Source organism: Neorhizobium sp. USDA 3394 (assembly GCF_056280385.1).
Genome location: NZ_JBWCDU010000001.1, coordinates 1,749,001 through 1,765,549, shown reverse-complemented (window position 1 = coordinate 1,765,549; position 16,549 = coordinate 1,749,001). Strand labels below are relative to the sequence as shown.

Here is a 16,549-nt window from a genome sequence, read left to right as displayed (position 1 = left end):
GCCGTTCCCAGCGGTTTTTGAAAGCGATCAGCGAATGCGCTTGGCTGCCGGTTCCGGCACCAGCTCGCCGTTGAGGCGTCGGTCGAGATAGTCTTCGCATTCGCCCATCAGCGTATCCACCTGACCGTTGAAGAAGTGATTGGCGCCCTCGACCATCCGGTGCGTGATCAGGATGCCCTTCTGCGTCTTCAGCTTTTCCACGAGCCCGTTGACGTCCTTTTCGGGTGCCACCTTGTCGCTGTCGCCGTTGATGATCAAGCCGGACGACGGGCAGGGTGCGAGGAACGAGAAGTCGTAGATGTTCGGCTGCGGGGCGATCGACATGAATCCCTCGATCTCGGGACGGCGCATCAGCAACTGCATGCCGATCCAGGCGCCGAAGGAGTAACCGGCGACCCAACAGCTCTTCGAATCGGGATGCAGGCTCTGCACCCAGTCGAGCGCCGAGGCCGCATCCGAAAGTTCGCCGGCGCCGTGGTCGAATTCACCCTGGCTACGCCCGATACCGCGGAAGTTGAACCGGAGCGTGGTAAAACCGCGCTTCTGGAACATGTAAAAGAGCTGGTAGACGATCTGGTTGTTCATCGTGCCGCCAAACTGCGGATGCGGGTGCAGGATGATGGCGATCGGGGCGCTCTTTTCCTTGGATGGCTGGTAACGACCTTCAAGGCGGCCGGCTGGGCCGTTGAAAATGACTTCGGGCATCGGTACTCCGGTCAATATGTTCAGGTTCTAGGCGAGTATCACGTCGAGTTTGACTTGACGAAGCCGCTCAGCTTTTCTAAAACTCAGTTTAGAACCATTCGAAACTTTGGGCGGCTTTCATTTGCGCGCCCGATGCGATGTCTCTTAAGGCAAGGCTGACGGAAATTTCAAGGAAAATGCGGTTTCCGGCCAGCTATATGTAACTCGACTGCTATCTAGAAACGAAAGCCTATCAGGCAATGGCGCTGAATCGCACTTATCTGGACTGGAACGCGACCGCGCCCTTGAGCGCGCCGGCCCGCGCCGCCATGCTGGATGCGCTGCAATTGCCGGGAAATGCCTCGTCGGTCCATGGCGAGGGCAGGGCGGCACGTGCGGCAATCGACAGGGCGCGCCGGCAGGTGGCGGCGCTGGTCGGTGCGGATCCTGCGCATGTGACCTTCGTCAGCGGCGCGACGGAAGCCGCCAATCACGTCCTGACCCCGGATTTCCGCATGGGCCGGGCGCCTTTGACGATGAGCCGCGTCTATGTCTCGGCAATCGAGCATCCGGCGATCCGCGAAGGCGGCCGTTTCGATCCGGCCCAGGTGACCGAAGTACCGGTGACGCCGGCCGGTATCGTTGATCTTTCAGAACTGGAAACGCTGCTGGCTGCGCATGATCGCAGCACCGGCATGCCGATGGTCGCCGTGATGCTGGTCAACAACGAGACCGGCATCGTCCAGCCCGTGCGGGAAGCGGCGGCGATCGCCCATGCCCATGGCGGCTTGATGGTGGTAGACGTTGTTCAGGCGGTCGGCCGCATTCCGGTGGACATCAATGCGCTGGATGCGGATTTCCTGATCCTGTCGTCGCACAAGATCGGCGGTCCGAAGGGCGTCGGCGCACTCGTGTCGCGCGGCGAAGTGCTGATGCCGAAACCGCTGATCCGTGGCGGCGGGCAGGAAAAGGGCCATCGCTCCGGCACCGAGAATTTCCATGCCGTCGTCGGGTTCGGCGCGGCGGCCCAGGCGGTGCGTGAAAACCTTCATGAACGCAATGCCGCGATCGAAGAGTTGCGCAACCGGCTGGAAGCCGGAATGCGTCAGGCTGCCCCGGATGCCATTATCCATGGCGATGGAGTTCTGCGCGTGGCGAATACCTGCTTTTTCACTTTGCCGGGGCTGAAATCGGAAACCGGCCAGATCGCCTTCGATCTCGAAGGTATCGCCCTGTCCGCCGGTTCCGCCTGTTCGGCGGGAAAGGTTGGCGAGAGCCATGTTTTGACGGCCATGGGGCGCGATCCGAAGCTCGGGGCCCTCAGGATTTCGCTCGGCGTCGACACGACGCAAGACGATATCGCGCGGGCGCTTGCCGCCTTCGCCAAGATTGCCGGCCGGCGAAAACCGGCGGGGGAGGCGGCATGACCGCTTCCAAAATTGCGCATGCGCAAATTTCCGCTTGCCAAAAGGTGTGAAAACCGCCTTCTGGCGCCTACATAAGGGAGGCGATTGTCCCCCCGGATTGATGACAAGAATTGCCGGAATTTGAACCGGCAAGAATTGGAGTATGACATGGCTGCCGTGCAGGAAACGATCGATCAGGTTCGCCAGATCGATGTGGACCAGTACAAATACGGTTTCGAAACCGTCATCGAAGTGGACAAGGCGCCAAAAGGTCTTTCGGAAGATATCATCCGTTTCATCTCTGCCAAGAAGCAGGAGCCGGAATGGATGCTGGAATGGCGTCTCGACGCCTATCGTCGCTGGCTAACCATGGAAGAGCCCACCTGGGCACGCGTCGAATATCCGAAGATCGACTTCAACGACCTCTACTACTACGCCGCTCCGAAAAGCACTGCCGGCCCGAAGTCGCTTGAAGAAGTCGATCCGGAGCTGTTGAGGGTCTACGAGAAGCTCGGGATTCCGCTGCGCGAGCAGGAAATTCTGGCCGGCGTCGAGACGCCGCGGGTGGCCGTCGATGCCGTCTTCGACTCGGTCTCGGTCGTGACGACGTTCAAGAAAGAGCTGCAGAAGGCCGGCGTGATCTTCATGTCGATCTCCGAAGCGATCCGCGAACATCCTGAGCTGATCAAGAAATATCTGGGCTCGGTCGTTCCCACCTCGGACAATTTCTACGCGACGCTGAACGCCGCCGTGTTCACCGACGGTTCCTTCGTCTTCGTGCCGAAGGGCGTGCGGTGCCCGATGGAGCTCTCCACCTATTTCCGCATCAATGAAAAGAATACCGGCCAGTTCGAGCGTACGCTGATCATCGCCGAGGAAGGCGCTTACGTTTCCTACCTCGAAGGCTGCACGGCGCCGCAGCGCGACGAGAACCAGCTTCATGCCGCCGTCGTCGAGCTCGTCGCCCTCGATGACGCCGAGATCAAGTATTCGACGGTGCAGAACTGGTATCCGGGCGATGCGCAAGGGAAAGGCGGCATCTACAACTTCGTCACCAAGCGCGGCGATTGCCGTGGCGCCCGCTCGAAGATCTCCTGGACTCAGGTCGAGACCGGGTCTGCGATCACCTGGAAATATCCGAGCTGCATCCTTCGCGGCGACGACTCGCGCGGCGAGTTCTATTCGATCGCAGTTTCCAACGGTTATCAGCAGATCGACAGCGGCACCAAGATGATCCATCTCGGCAAGAACACGTCGAGCCGCATCATCTCCAAGGGCATTTCCGCCGGCAATTCGAACAATACCTATCGCGGCCAGGTGTCGATCAACCGCAGGGCTTCGAATGCGCGCAACTTCACCAATTGCGACTCGCTGCTGATCGGCGACCAGTGCGGCGCCCATACCGTGCCCTATATCGACGTGAAGAACGCATCGGCGCAGATCGAGCACGAAGCGACGACCTCGAAGATTTCCGAGGACCAGAAGTTCTACGTCATGCAGCGCGGTATTCCCGAAGAGGAAGCCATCGCGCTGATCGTCAACGGCTTCGTCAAGGACGTCATCCAGCAGTTGCCGATGGAATTTGCCGTCGAGGCCCAGAAGCTGATCGGCATCTCGCTCGAAGGCTCCGTGGGCTAATGGCCCGCTGTCCGAATATCGCGCACTGACGCGTCACCGAATAAATCCGGAAGGATAAGAAACATGCTTGAGATCAAGAACCTGCACGCCCGTATCGCCGAAGACGGCACCGAAATCATCCGCGGCCTGAACCTCACCGTGAAGGCCGGCGAAATCGCCGCCATCATGGGCCCGAACGGTTCCGGCAAGTCGACGCTCTCCTACATCCTGTCGGGCCGCCAGGACTACGAAGTTACCGAGGGCGATATCCTGTACAATGGCGAGAGCATTCTCGAACTCGACCCCGCCGAACGCGCGTCCAAGGGCATCTTCCTCGCCTTCCAGTATCCGCTCGAAATTCCGGGCGTCGCCACCATGCAGTTCCTGAAAGTTGCGATGAACGAGCAGCGCAAGGCCCGTGGCGAACCCGAACTGACGACGCCGGACTTCATCCGCCGCGTCAAGGAAGCAGCCGAAAAGCTGAAGATCGACCAGGCCATGCTGCGCCGTCCGCTCAACGTCGGTTTCTCCGGTGGCGAGAAGAAGCGCGCCGAAATCCTGCAGATGGCGCTGCTGGAGCCGAAACTTTGCATCCTCGACGAGACCGACAGCGGCCTCGACATCGATGCGCTGAAGATCGTCGCCGACGGCGTCAACGCGCTGAAGTCGCCGGATCGCGCCACGATCGTCATCACCCACTACCAGCGCCTGCTCGACTATATCGTGCCGGACACGGTCCACGTCCTCTACAAGGGCCAGATCATCCGCTCCGGCGACAAGGCGCTTGCGCTTGAGCTGGAAGAGAACGGCTATGCCGATATCATCGGAGAAGCGGCTTAAGCGGCCCCAGGGAAGGATGTTGTCATGAACATGCAGACGACAAGCCGTCTCACGGCTGCCGAAACCGCGTTGGTCGAAGCCTTCGGCGCCCAGATCGGCGAGCTGCCGGGCAATGGCGCCGTCATCGGCACGCGTGACCGGCTGCTGGACGAGCTCAAGAAGGCCGGCCTGCCGACCCGCCGCATCGAGGCCTGGCATTATACCGACCTCAAGAACCTGCTGCGCAGCGTCCCCGACGTGACGCTGGTGTCCGCCATCGATCCGATCGCGCCGCTGGTCGAGGGATCGAAGGTCCTTTCGATCCTGCAGGGTGAAGCCGACGCGAAGGCTGCCGTTGACGGCGTCGAGATCGCGCTTTTCAAGGACAGGCTCGCCGACGGTTCGGCCGCTGCCGGCTTGACGGCGCTCGACAAGGACGACGCGATCGGCCGCATCAACGGCAGTTTCGTGCGCGATGGTTATGCGATCACGGTTCCGGCCAATACGGAATTGGACGCGCCGATCGAACTGCAGGCCCTGCATGCCGCGGGCCAGGTCCATACGCGCTTCCCGGTTTCGTTCGGTGCCGTTTCCAAGGCGACGATCATCGAACGTCACCGGTCGGTGGCCGAAGGCGCTGCACTCGTGTCCTCGATCAGTGACATCACGCTGGAAGACGGCGCCGACATCACCTGGATCATCCTGCAGCAGCAGGCCGCAGAGGACACCCATCTCGGTCAGATCCGCGTAAAGCTCGGCACTGATGCCAAGCTGCGCCTGTTCGTCATCAATGCCGGCGGCAAGCTGGTGCGCCAGGAACTGCGAATCGACGTGGCCGGTGAGGGCGCCGAACTGACACTGCGGGGCGTCAACCTCCTCGGTGCCGAAAGCCACACGGACGTCACGCTGGTTCTCGGCCACAACGTGCCGAACACCAATTCGACGGAAATCATCCGCAACGTCGTGTTCGACCGCGCCAACGGCGTCTTCCAGGGCATGATCCGGGTCGCTCCCGACGCTCAGAAGACCGATGCCAAGATGTCCTGCAACACGCTGCTTCTGACCGACGACGGCGGGTTCTCGGCCAAGCCCGAACTCGAAATCTTCGCCGACGACGTGGTCTGCGGTCATGGCGCGACGGTTGCCGATATCGAGAGCAGCCATCTCTTCTACCTGATGGCGCGCGGCGTTCCGGAGAACAAGGCACGGGCCATGCTGGTCAATGCTTTCGTTGCCGAGATCATCGAGGAACTCGAGGAAGAAAAGCTGGTCGAGGCGCTGGAAGGCGTCATTTCGGCCTGGCTTGAAAAGCATGCCTGATAAGGGGCCTGATATGGACCAGAGCGCACACTCGACGACCTACGATGTGGAAGCGATCCGCCGGGATTTTCCGATCCTGTCGACGATGGTGCACGGCAAACCGCTGGTCTATCTCGACAACGGCGCCTCGGCCCAGAAGCCGCAGGTGGTGATCGACGCGATCAGCCACGCCTATTCCAGCGAATATGCGAACGTCCATCGCGGCCTGCATTTCCTCTCGAACGCGGCGACCGAAGCCTATGAGGCGTCGCGCGAAAAAGTGCGCCGGTTCCTGAATGCCGGTTCGGTGGACGAGATCGTCTTTACCAAGAACTCGACCGAGGCGATCAACACGGTCGCCTACGGCTGGGGCATGCCGAATATCGGTGCCGACGACGAGATCGTCGTGACGATCATGGAGCACCATTCCAACATCGTGCCCTGGCATTTCATCCGCGAGCGGCAGGGCGCCAAGCTGGTCTGGGTGCCGGTCGATGACGATGGTGCCTTCCATATCGAGGATTTTGAAAAGTCTCTCACCGAAAAGACCAAGCTCGTCGCGATCACCCATATGTCGAACGCGCTCGGCACCGTGGTCCCGGTCAAGGAAGTCTGCCGCATCGCCCATGAGCGCGGCATTCCGGTTCTGATCGACGGCAGCCAGGGGGCCGTGCACATGCCGGTCGATGTCCGCGATATCGATTGCGACTGGTATGTGATGACCGGCCACAAGCTCTATGGCCCGTCCGGCATCGGCGTGCTCTACGGCAAGTCGGATCGCCTGAGGCAGATGCGTCCTTTCCAGGGCGGCGGCGAGATGATCGTCGACGTCACCGAGGACATCGTGACCTACAACGATCCGCCGCATCGTTTCGAAGCCGGCACGCCGCCGATCGTCCAGGCGATCGGGCTCGGTTATGCGCTCGACTACATGGACAAAATCGGCCGCGCCGCGATCGCCCGCCACGAGGCGGATCTCGCCGCTTACGCCGCGGAACGCCTGCGCGCCATCAATTCGCTGCGCATCATCGGCAATGCGCCGGGCAAGGGCAGCATCTTCTCCTTCGAGCTTGCCGGTATCCATGCCCATGACGTGTCGATGGTGATCGACCGCAAGGGGGTGGCGGTCCGTGCCGGTACCCATTGTGCCATGCCGCTCTTGAAGCGGTTCGGCGTCACCTCCACATGCAGGGCATCGTTCGGCATGTACAATACCCGTGCCGAAGTGGATGCGCTGGCCGATGCGCTCGACTACGCCCGCAATTTCTTTGGCTAATTTCTTGTTTGGGGAGCCTTGTGATGGCTGTCGACGAAACGGAACTGAAATGGGATGCCCGCGAAGGGATCATCCAATCCGCCATCCCGGCCGATGAACTGGCGCGCCTGAGCGACGACATCATCGGAGCGCTGAAAACCGTCTATGATCCGGAAATCCCTGCCGACATCTTCGAACTCGGTCTGATCTACAAGATCGATATCGAAGACGACCGCATGGTGAAGATCATGATGACGCTGACCGCACCGGGCTGCCCGGTCGCCGGCGAAATGCCGGGCTGGGTGGAAAACGCCGTCGGCGCCGTCGAGGGCGTGTCCGGCGTCGAGGTCGAAATGACCTTCGATCCGCCGTGGACGCCGGAGCGCATGTCCGAAGAAGCCCAGGTGGCTGTCGGCTGGTATTGATCGCTTAATCGGTCGGTACTACATTTGAATCGTGAAACACCGGACCTTGAATCCGTGTGCGGAAGGAGAATGAGCCCATGGGCTTTGCAGTGATGACGATGACCGATGCCGCCGCCACCCGCGTCAAACAGCTCGTCGCCAATTCCGGACCGGAGGCCAAAGGCCTGCGTGTCGGGATCAAGAAGGGCGGCTGTGCCGGCATGGAATATACCGTCGATCTCGTCACCGAGCCGAATGCGAAGGACGACAGGATCGAGCATGACGGCGCCGCCGTCTGGATCGAGCCTTCGGCGGTGCTCTATCTCCTCGGCACCCAGATGGATTTCGAAGTGACGCAGATGCGCTCGGGCTTCACCTTCGTCAATCCGAACCAGACGTCTGCCTGCGGTTGCGGCGAGTCGGTCGAGCTGAAGCCTGCGGATCTCGCTGCGCTCGCAAAGCAGCGCGAAACAGAAGTCCGCGCCTGATTACCTCATGAATTCGTCATATGGGCGAGGAGCGCCTCCATCGCTTCTCGTGCCGCTTCGACGTCGCCCGCCCTTATGGCGCGGATGACGGCGACATGCCGGGTCACCGCCTGATCGAGCCGTTCGATTGAGGCTGTCGAAAACCACCGCCGCCGGCTATGGGTCTGAAGTGGTGCCAGTGCCGTGGTCAGGAAGCGGTTGGGGCAGGCCTCTTCCAGGATTTCGTCGAAACGCTTGTCGGCCTCCAGAAAGCCGGGAATATCACCGGTGACCGCAGCGGCACCCATTGCCCGTGCGCAGTCGAGGAGGGCGGTGCGCTGTTCCTCGTCGGCGTGTTCGGCGACCAGCATTGCGGCAGCCGGTTCGAGCTGGCGCCGCACCTGCATGATGGCATCATGGTCGCTCTCGATGATCTCGGTGACCTGCAGCCCGACGCGCGGGCGTACCCTCATCAGTCCCTGCCATTCGAGCTTCTGAATCGCTTCGCGCACCGGTGTGCGCCCCTGGCCAGCAAGGCCTATGAGTTGCTTTTCCGTGACCAGTGCGCCGGGCTGCAACTGCATGGTGACGATCAGGTTTTCGAGCTGGCGATAGGCCTGCCTGCTGAGCGATTCCGCCTCGGATGCCATGCGCCTCATCCTCCCTGATATATCACAGAGTGCCATGTCGCATTCGGAATAGCAATGGAGGCTGATATATCAGCTAAAGGTATGCAATTGTCGGCAGCGCTCTTGCCAAGCGCCGCCGCTTATTCGTGGCGAAGCGCTTCGATGGGATTGAGTTGAGCCGCACGGCGAGCGGGGAAATAGCCGAAGACCATGCCGATCGCCGCCGAGAAGGCAAAGGCAAGCAGGATGATCGTCGGGCTCGCGACGAAAGGCACGCCGAGGAAGCTCACCACGCCGTAGGCGAGCGCAAGGCCGGCAACGATGCCGCTGACGCCGCCGAAGATCGACAGCATGACCGCCTCGACGAGGAACTGCGTCAGGACCTGTCGCTCCAGCGCGCCGATCGCCAGCCGAATGCCGATCTCGCGGGTACGTTCGGTGACCGAAACCAGCATGATGTTCATGATGCCGATACCGCCGACCAAGAGGCTGACCGCCGCGACCGCGCCGAGCAGACCCGTCAGAAGCACCGTCGTGCCGGTCATCGCGGCAGCGATCTGAGACATGTCGTTGACCGAGAAGTCGTCCTCGCGGCCGATCGCGATCCTGCGCCGTTCGCGCAGCAGGCTTTCGACGTCCGACTGGACCTTGGTGGTCGCCACGCCGTCCTGCGCCGACAGGATGATACTGCTGATCGTCGTCGTGCCGCCGATCCGCCGCTGGTGCAGTTTTAGCGGCATGAGCACGGTATCGTCCTGGTCGTCGCCCATGCCGGACTGGCCCTTGACGGCGAGCACGCCGACAACCGGGCATGCGACATTGCTGACGCGGATATTCTGCCCGACCGGGTTGGCCGCGCCGAAAAGTTCCTTGCGCACCGTCTCGCCGATGATGCAGGCGGCCTGGCTGCCGCGGTCCTCGTTGGCGAGGAATTGCCGGCCGAGTGCGAGGTCCCAGTCCTGGGCGATCAGGTAGTCGTTGGTGGTGCCGATCACGCTCGACGAATGGTTGGCGCCGCCGGCGATCACGGTTGCCGTGCCCCGGTTCAGCGGCGCCACGGCGCGCAGCCCGGTTACCTGTTCCTGGATCGCCAGGACGTCCTTGTCGCTGAAGCGCTTTGCCTCGCTGCTGGCGCGTCCCGGCCCCCACTGGCCGGGGCGGACGAACAGCGTATTGGTGCCGAGGCGGGAAAGTTCGGCCTGAACCTTCGCCGTCGTACCATTGCCGACGGTCACCATGGCAATCACGGCCGCGACGCCGATCACCACGCCGAGAACGGTCAGGAAGGAGCGCAGCATGTTGCGGCTGATCGCCCGCCAGGCCAGTTTGGCCGTCTCAAAGAACATGGTCGTGATCCTTCACCTGCGCCTGATCGGAGGCGAGATGGCCGTCGACGAAGCGCAGCAGCCGCTTGCCATAGGCTGCGATGTCCTCTTCGTGGGTGACCATGATCACGGTGATGCCGTTGTCGCGATTGAGCCGGGTGATCAGCTCCATGATCTCGGTGCTGGTTTTTGTGTCGAGATTGCCGGTCGGCTCGTCGGCGAGCAGCACCGCCGGGTCGGCGACGATGGCGCGCGCGATCGCCACGCGCTGCTGCTGGCCGCCGGACAGTTCCTGGGTCGTATGGCCTTCGCGGCCCTTGAGGCCCACCTGTTCCAACGCGACCATTGCGCGCTTGCGCCGCTCGCGGTGATCCATGCCGCGATAGATGAGCGGCAGTTCGACATTCTCGACGGCGGACGTGCGGGCAAGCAGGTTGAACCCCTGGAACACGAAGCCGAGCATGTGACGCCGCAGCAGCGTCAGCTGCGCGCGGTCGAATCCGCTCGTCGGAATGCCCTGGAACAGGTATTCGCCGGAGGTGGGCACGTCGAGCCCGCCGATAATGTTCATCGCCGTGGATTTGCCCGAGCCGGACGGCCCCATGATCGATACGAACTCGCCCGCCGTGATCGACAGGTCGATACGGTCCAGCGCACGGATGGTCGCTTCGCCGTGCCCGTAGAATTTCGAGACCTGTCTGAAGGTGATGATGGGAGGAAGCGTCATCGGAGCCTCCTCAGGTCGCTCGGGCGACAGCGTCGGTGATCAGGAGATCGCCATCCTTTATCTCGCCGGATTTCAGAACCGTGAACTGCCCGTCGGTCGGCCCGGTTTCGACCTGAACCCGTGTCGGCACGCCGGCGCGCAGAACCCAGACGGCACGCCCAGCACTCGAAGCTTCGTTGCCACCGCGATTGCCGCGTGGACGGGGCGGCGCGAAAAGCCGGGTGAGGAAATTGCCGCGGCTGCGTGCCGTCGTCGGCGGCGAGTAGCGCAGTGCCGCATTCGGCACGAGGAGCGCGTCGGTGACCGATTGCACGGTGATGTCCGCGGTTGCCGTCATGCCGGGACGCAGCAGAAGATCGGCATTGTCGACCGTCAGGATCGCCTTGTAGGTCACGACGTTGGAAACGGTTTCGGATGCAAAGCGCACCGCCTGGATGGTGGCCGGAAAGCTGCGATCGGGATAGGCGTCGACCGAGAATTTCGCCGACTGGCCTTGCTGGACGTGGCCGACATCCGCCTCGTCGACAGCCACCTGCAGCTCCATGCGCTTCAGGTCGCCGGCAATGGTGAACAGCACCGGCGCATTCAGCGAGGAGGCGACAGTGGCGCCCGGATCCACGTCGCGGGTCAGCACGATCCCGTCGATCGGCGAGACGATCTTGAGCTTGACGAGATTGAGCTCCGACAGCCGCAGATTGGCCTCGGCGGAAAGAACCGACGCCTCGTTGACGGCCTTGGTAGCAAGCGCCGAATCATAGGTGAATTTCGCCGCGTCGAGCTCCTGCTGGGTGGAAATGCGGTTGTTGACGAGGCCGGTCAGGCGGTCGAACGAATTTTTGGCCGAGGCCGCTTCCGCTTCGGCCTTCAGCACGTTGGCCCTTGCGGAAGCCAACTGGGCGCGGGCGCTCTGGACATCCGCTTCCTGCTTGTTGGTATCGAGTTCCGCCAGCACGTCGCCCTGTTTCACCGCGCTGTTGTAGCTGACATTGACCTTGCGGACGGTACCCGACAATTCGCTCGATATGTCCACCTGATCGGTCGGCTGGACCGAGCCGGTCGCCGTGACGATGACCGAGAGGCCGCCGCGCTTTGCCGGCTGGGTGGTGTAGTCATAGCGTGGGCCGCTGCTGCCCAAATAGCTGTAGGCGCCTGCCGCGGCGGCAACGACAACGATCAGGACCGTCGGCCAGACCCAGCGGCGCTTCTTGCGCTGGTTTCCCGAAGTGGCCAGGATCGCGGCGAGATCGGGCGTGCCGCTGGTCTTTGTTGCCGGGTCAGGGGTATTCTGCACGTTCAACGGTCTGTCCTTTGCTGGGTAGCGATACAACCGGGGCTAAATCTCCCGCTGCGCCGTCCTGCGGCGCAAATCCGCCGGAAGCGTGGTCGCCGGACGATATTCTTCTGCTCTCTCAATGACATGAAACCGGAAGCGAAAAAACTTAAATATCGGTAATCTAGGGAATGTAAGAATATTTTCCGACCCACCGTGCCTTGGAATGCGAACGATAGTAATGGGTCGTAAAGTTATGGACATTTTGGAAGTATTGCTTTCGAAAAATTCTCTGTTCCCGCCGTCGCTTTCCTATCTATTCTAATGGAGGTGGGCACCCACCACGCTGCGGCCGATCTTGTGTTCGCCGTGATCAGCAAAACCGAGGCTACGTTCAAGCGCTTTTATGCCTCACCGAGGGCGTGCACCGCAGTTCCGGTTGTTCAATGCGGGCGGCGTGTTTGTGAAGCGGCTCCCAATTTCGGAGAGCATGCATCGATATCTTCATTCATGCGTTGTCGAGGCGCAGAAAAGGAGATTTCCAATGATCGATGCTGCAAGAATCAAGGAACATGCCGAAGTCATTGGCGCCGATGGCGTCCATATTGGAACGGTCGACCGTGTCGAAGGCAGCCGTATCAAGCTGACCAGGAAGGACAGCGGCGAAGGCGGCCATCGAGGTCACCATCACTTCATTCCGCTGGAGCTTGTCGCCGATATCGAAGGGGACAGAGTTCGTCTTTCGGCAGACGGCGATGTCGCGGTCACATTCGAGGAAGAAGAGGGCGGCAAGGCCGTCCATTGACTGATCGACATAAAGAGGCCGGCGCCTGGAAAGCGGCGCCGGCCTTTTCGTGTTTCGGATCGCAATTTCAGCGCGTCGAAGTCACTGTGTGGAACCCGGAACGCCGAAGCGTTCCGGCAGGAAGGCGGTCTCTGCCGGAGGGCCGCTGAGGCGATCGGACTTCGTGCTTGCGACCGGTCCGGCGGGATGCATCAGAAGCGCGACGACAAGGCCGCCCGCGATGGCGGATCCCAAGGCAATCAGGACATTCTGGGCGCTCATGGCTACGTCTCCTTTATAGCCTGACAACCCCCGGAAAACCGGAAGGTTCCGGCGGGACCGGAACCTTGGGATCAATGTGGCGTGACAGGCGGTCAGGCCTTTTCACGCGCCGTCTTGAGGGCTGTTGCCCACCAGGAAAGGTCGTCCAGCATGGTCTTCACGCCGGGTTCCAGATGGGTGAGTTCCGACAGCGCCTTGCCCTGCTGCCAGACCGCGAAGAAATCGGCGCCCTGGATATGTACGCCCGGACGGGTCGGAGCCATCTGGAGCTCGACTGCGATCGTGCGGAAGTGTTCCACCGCACGGGCGCCGCCGACGCTGCCATAACCGACGGCTGCCGCCGGCTTGCGGTTCCATTCCGGATAGGAAAAGTCGAGCGCATTCTTGAGCGCCGCCGTGATGGAGCGGTTGTACTCGGCAATCACGAAGATATAGCCGTCGAATTCGGCGACCTTCTTCTGCCAGCGCTGGCCGACTTCGTTTTCGGTGGGGACCCAGGCGTTCGACGCCTTTTCATTGAAGAACGGCAGCGGGAAATCGCGCAAGTCGACGATCTCGAATTCCATGTCGTCGCGCTTGGATGCCGTATCATAGATCCACTGTGCCGGCTTGTCGCCGAACCGGACGTCGCGCGTGCTGCTGATGATGATTGCGATCTTTGGCTTGGTCATAAAAACCTCTCAGGCGTGAAAGATGGATTGGGGCGGGACCGCAGGAATATTGGGGGTGAGGCCGAAGTGGTCAAGCCGATCCTCGGGGACAGGCGGAAAAGATCAATCGCCTGATGCAACCGTGTCAGTTTTGAGCCGAGAGTTCCATGGGTGAAGCCATGATGTCGCCACCGCCAAGCGACTGGTCGGCATATTTGAATGCCAGGATACTGAGTACGGAAACAATCATGACCACGAATATAATGCGCATAAGGATGCTCCTTCGGCCGGGCAAACGCCCTGCGCCTGCGAAGGTTCCGGCGCCGGTTTCGTCAGAAGATGGTAATTCACGCTTAAGTTTTGGTTAAAGCGAGATTGACTCTACCGTTATGGCGCGCCTGACTTTCATGAGGCGGCTCCCATCTAAGCCGGCATGACTGAGTTCCATATGACGTGGATGACGGCGGCCGCCGAAGCAAGGAGCTATCGGCGGATGTACATCCTGGCGGCCGAGATCGTGAGCAGCGAAGCCGCTCCCGGCGACTTGAAGAGAGCGGCCCGTCGGGTGGCGCGGGCTCTGGAGGACGTCGTGGACAAACCCATCGCCGAGGCGCTGGTGCTTGCTCGGGCGCGGGCGAGATTTTCAGAACTCGTCGCTGCGTTGGGGGAGATCGAAGGTGGGACAAAACGACCGCCGCCCGGTCGCGACAACCGGGCGGCGCGGAGACGATAAGGCGAGGCCGGGGCTCAGCCGATCGAGAAGGGAACCGCGACGAAGGTCTGGCTTTCGCCGCGCTGGATGAGCAGCAGGACCGACTTGCGCCCGGACTTGCCGGCTTCGGCGACCGCCGCCTTGGCTTCCTTGGCGGACTTGACCGGCTGCTGGTTGATCGAGACGATGACGTCTCCGGGTTGCAGGCCGGCATCGGCAGCCGGCTTGTCGGGAGCGACGCTTTCGATCACGGCACCGTTTTCCCGGCGCGGCAGGTTGAGCGCCTCGCGGATATCCGGCGTGAGGTCGGCAAGACCGACGCCGATGGTCGGAACGCGCTGGGCACCTTGCGTGGACTTGCTGCCATTGTCTGCCGAAGCCTGCTGCTGGTCGGGCTCGTTGCCGCCGACGGTGATGCTGAGATTGCGGCTTTGACCCTGACGCCAGACGGTCAGATCTTCCTTGGCGCCGGGTGTCAGGTCGGCGACCATGCGCGACAGGTCCCGCGGCGACTTGACCTGCTGGCCGCCGAGCGCGGTGATGACGTCGCCGGTCCGGACACCGGCCTTGGCGGCCGGCGTGTCGTCGTTGACATTGGCGACCAGCGCGCCTTCCGGCTTGTCGAGGCCTATGGCACTCGCCACATCCGCCGTCACCGGCTGGATCTGCACGCCGATAAAGCCATGCTCGATCGAGCCGTCCTTCATCAGCTTGGCGACGACCTTCCGGGCCTGGTCGGAAGGGATGGCGAAACCGACCCCGACGCTACCGCCGTTCGGCGAGTAGATCGCCGTGTTGATACCCACGACCTTGCCTTCGAGATCGACCAGCGGGCCGCCGGAATTGCCGTGGTTGATCGGCGCATCGATCTGGATGAAATCGTCATAGGGGCCGCTGTGAAGATCGCGACCGCGGGCCGAAACGATGCCGGCGGTGACGGTCGTACCGATGCCGAACGGATTGCCGATCGCCAGAATCTGGTCGCCGGCATTGAGCTTGTCCGAATCGCCCCAGGCAATCGTCGCCAAGGGCTTCGGCGCGTCGATCTTGACGACGGCGAGATCGGATTTCGCGTCGGCGCCGATCAGCTTGGCCGGGACCTCGGTGCCGTCGTCGAGGGTCACCTTGATGTCGATCGCGTTGTCGATCACGTGATTGTTGGTGACGATGTAGCCGTCGGCGGTGACGACGAAGCCGGAGCCGAGGGCTTCGGTCCGGGGAGTCTGGCGCTGCTGCGGCATATGACGCGGCATCGGAATGCCCTGCTGGCCGAAGAACTGCCGGAACTGTTCATCGAACGGCGAATTGTCGTCCAAGGGCGAGCTGTCGTTCGAAGCGACGTTTTGCGCCTTCATCGTGGTGGTGATGGTGACGACGGCGGGTTTGTCGGCGGAGACGATCGGTGCGAACGAACCGCCCGGAGCGACGATGCCGGAAACCGGGCCGGAGACGGACGTTGCCGTGGTTGCGGCATCCGCCGCGTTGGTGCCGAGAATGACCGGCACGGAGAGCGGCACTGCGACGATGGCGGCGCCGAGAAGTGCGGCGATCCGATGTCTGCGAAGGATATTTGACATGGAGGTCTTCCTTTCAATCTGCAGCCCCGGCGGCGGGAAGCGCGCATGGGGGCGAAGAGGATCGAAGCCGCGCGAGGAGTGCGGCCGATCGGTTGGGGTCCTGGAGATTTACGAAGCTGAAAAGCCGGCCTTGCAGGGAAGTCGCGGCATCAGGAAACCAGGTTCCCTGGACGGCAGGTGAAACGGCTTCGAACACCTGGCTGTCGCAGTCGATTGCCGGGCGGTCCGGTAAGGTGCATGACCGGGCAGGGCGCCGGCGACACGGGAGTAGGCTGGTTTATCGGGACGAGCGAGCGCATATCTGAGCTCCACCTTCAGCGAACGGTTATCGAACTGGCTCCGCCGTCACGAACTCTCCGCGCATCGGCAGCATTCAGTCTCGAAGCCAGAAATACGCCCATGAGCCTCGAAGGTCAGCTTAATAATAAATAAGGTTTGGGAGGCCGCATCTGCCGAATTTTCGGCTAAATGCTTCGCTCCCACCATATCCTCGATCCCACGAAATAAGATATTTCAAGAGCTTGACGCCGTGCCTGAGTTTTCGCCCGTACGCAGTTGGCCGCCGCAAACATGACGTGGCTGTAATCAACGGCGTGCGCTCTGAAGATGAGCAAATTGTAATGGGTGAGGCGGGGCTTTTTG

The 16,549-nt window shown here is 61.8% G+C and carries 18 protein-coding genes; 9 read left to right on the top strand and 9 right to left on the bottom strand.

Going from position 1 to position 16,549, the window contains the following annotated elements:
• Positions 1–27: 27 nt before the first annotated feature.
• A complete protein-coding gene (locus ACZ9EJ_RS08380) occupies positions 28–705 on the bottom strand; it encodes an alpha/beta hydrolase (protein ID WP_046626558.1) in 678 nt (225 codons plus the stop codon).
• Between the two features lie 239 nt (positions 706–944).
• Between ACZ9EJ_RS08380 and ACZ9EJ_RS08375 the strand changes: the two genes are divergently transcribed.
• From ACZ9EJ_RS08375 to sufA, 7 genes are all read left to right on the top strand, one after another.
• Positions 945–2,111 (top strand): cysteine desulfurase family protein, encoded by a 1,167-nt coding sequence (locus ACZ9EJ_RS08375; protein WP_046640336.1) that lies wholly within the window; start codon positions 945–947, stop codon positions 2,109–2,111.
• Between the two features lie 147 nt (positions 2,112–2,258).
• Positions 2,259–3,728, top strand: a complete 1,470-nt coding sequence (gene sufB / locus ACZ9EJ_RS08370; RefSeq protein ID WP_046626555.1) for a Fe-S cluster assembly protein SufB — start codon at positions 2,259–2,261, stop codon at positions 3,726–3,728.
• Positions 3,729–3,791: 63 nt separating this feature from the next.
• Complete coding sequence (gene sufC, locus ACZ9EJ_RS08365; RefSeq protein WP_046640335.1) at positions 3,792–4,547, top strand: Fe-S cluster assembly ATPase SufC; 756 nt, start codon at positions 3,792–3,794, stop codon at positions 4,545–4,547.
• Positions 4,548–4,571: 24 nt separating this feature from the next.
• Positions 4,572–5,846, top strand: a complete 1,275-nt coding sequence (gene sufD / locus ACZ9EJ_RS08360) for a Fe-S cluster assembly protein SufD (RefSeq protein WP_046640334.1) — start codon at positions 4,572–4,574, stop codon at positions 5,844–5,846.
• Between the two features lie 13 nt (positions 5,847–5,859).
• A complete protein-coding gene (locus ACZ9EJ_RS08355) occupies positions 5,860–7,101 on the top strand; it encodes a cysteine desulfurase (protein ID WP_046640333.1) in 1,242 nt (413 codons plus the stop codon).
• Between the two features lie 23 nt (positions 7,102–7,124).
• Positions 7,125–7,505 (top strand): SUF system Fe-S cluster assembly protein, encoded by a 381-nt coding sequence (locus ACZ9EJ_RS08350; protein WP_046626546.1) that lies wholly within the window; start codon positions 7,125–7,127, stop codon positions 7,503–7,505.
• 77 nt (positions 7,506–7,582) lie between these two features.
• Complete coding sequence (sufA, locus tag ACZ9EJ_RS08345) at positions 7,583–7,972, top strand: Fe-S cluster assembly scaffold SufA (RefSeq protein ID WP_046626544.1); 390 nt, start codon at positions 7,583–7,585, stop codon at positions 7,970–7,972.
• 5 nt (positions 7,973–7,977) lie between these two features.
• Here the strand turns inward: sufA and ACZ9EJ_RS08340 are convergent, their stop codons facing one another.
• The 4 genes from ACZ9EJ_RS08340 to ACZ9EJ_RS08325 all read right to left on the bottom strand — a co-directional run bounded on the left by ACZ9EJ_RS08340 (position 7,978) and on the right by ACZ9EJ_RS08325 (position 11,929).
• The gene (locus ACZ9EJ_RS08340; protein WP_046640332.1) at positions 7,978–8,601 is read right to left on the bottom strand and encodes a GntR family transcriptional regulator; all 624 of its coding nucleotides are present in this window, start codon (positions 8,599–8,601) and stop codon (positions 7,978–7,980) included.
• A gap of 119 nt (positions 8,602–8,720) precedes the next feature.
• Entirely contained in the window at positions 8,721–9,926 is a 1,206-nt protein-coding gene (locus ACZ9EJ_RS08335) for an ABC transporter permease (RefSeq protein WP_046640331.1), read from the bottom strand.
• On the bottom strand, positions 9,916–10,632 hold the full coding sequence (locus ACZ9EJ_RS08330; protein WP_046640330.1) for an ABC transporter ATP-binding protein: 717 nt from the start codon (positions 10,630–10,632) through the stop codon (positions 9,916–9,918). The genes ACZ9EJ_RS08335 and ACZ9EJ_RS08330 overlap by 11 nt, the downstream gene beginning before the upstream one ends.
• Before the next feature lie 10 nt (positions 10,633–10,642).
• Positions 10,643–11,929: an efflux RND transporter periplasmic adaptor subunit gene (locus ACZ9EJ_RS08325; protein WP_046640329.1), complete on the bottom strand. Its 1,287-nt coding sequence runs from the start codon at positions 11,927–11,929 to the stop codon at positions 10,643–10,645.
• Between the two features lie 517 nt (positions 11,930–12,446).
• Between ACZ9EJ_RS08325 and ACZ9EJ_RS08320 the strand changes: the two genes are divergently transcribed.
• Positions 12,447–12,707 (top strand): DUF2171 domain-containing protein, encoded by a 261-nt coding sequence (locus ACZ9EJ_RS08320; RefSeq protein ID WP_046626534.1) that lies wholly within the window; start codon positions 12,447–12,449, stop codon positions 12,705–12,707.
• Between the two features lie 81 nt (positions 12,708–12,788).
• Here ACZ9EJ_RS08320 and ACZ9EJ_RS08315 read toward each other — a convergent pair whose 3' ends face one another.
• From ACZ9EJ_RS08315 to ACZ9EJ_RS08305, 3 genes are all read right to left on the bottom strand, one after another.
• Positions 12,789–12,968 carry a hypothetical protein gene (locus ACZ9EJ_RS08315; protein ID WP_046626532.1) on the bottom strand — a complete coding sequence of 60 codons (180 nt, stop codon included), beginning with the start codon at positions 12,966–12,968 and terminating at the stop codon, positions 12,789–12,791.
• 92 nt (positions 12,969–13,060) lie between these two features.
• Positions 13,061–13,639 (bottom strand): NADPH-dependent FMN reductase, encoded by a 579-nt coding sequence (locus ACZ9EJ_RS08310; protein WP_046626530.1) that lies wholly within the window; start codon positions 13,637–13,639, stop codon positions 13,061–13,063.
• 124 nt (positions 13,640–13,763) lie between these two features.
• Positions 13,764–13,889 (bottom strand): hypothetical protein, encoded by a 126-nt coding sequence (locus tag ACZ9EJ_RS08305; protein ID WP_255736082.1) that lies wholly within the window; start codon positions 13,887–13,889, stop codon positions 13,764–13,766.
• A 162-nt stretch (positions 13,890–14,051) separates the two neighbouring features.
• Here ACZ9EJ_RS08305 and ACZ9EJ_RS08300 point away from each other — a divergent pair, with 162 nt between their 5' ends.
• A complete protein-coding gene (locus tag ACZ9EJ_RS08300; protein ID WP_046640328.1) occupies positions 14,052–14,351 on the top strand; it encodes a hypothetical protein in 300 nt (99 codons plus the stop codon).
• 14 nt (positions 14,352–14,365) lie between these two features.
• Here ACZ9EJ_RS08300 and ACZ9EJ_RS08295 read toward each other — a convergent pair whose 3' ends face one another.
• Complete coding sequence (locus ACZ9EJ_RS08295; protein ID WP_046640327.1) at positions 14,366–15,907, bottom strand: DegQ family serine endoprotease; 1,542 nt, start codon at positions 15,905–15,907, stop codon at positions 14,366–14,368.
• Between the last annotated feature and the right edge of the window lie 642 nt (positions 15,908–16,549).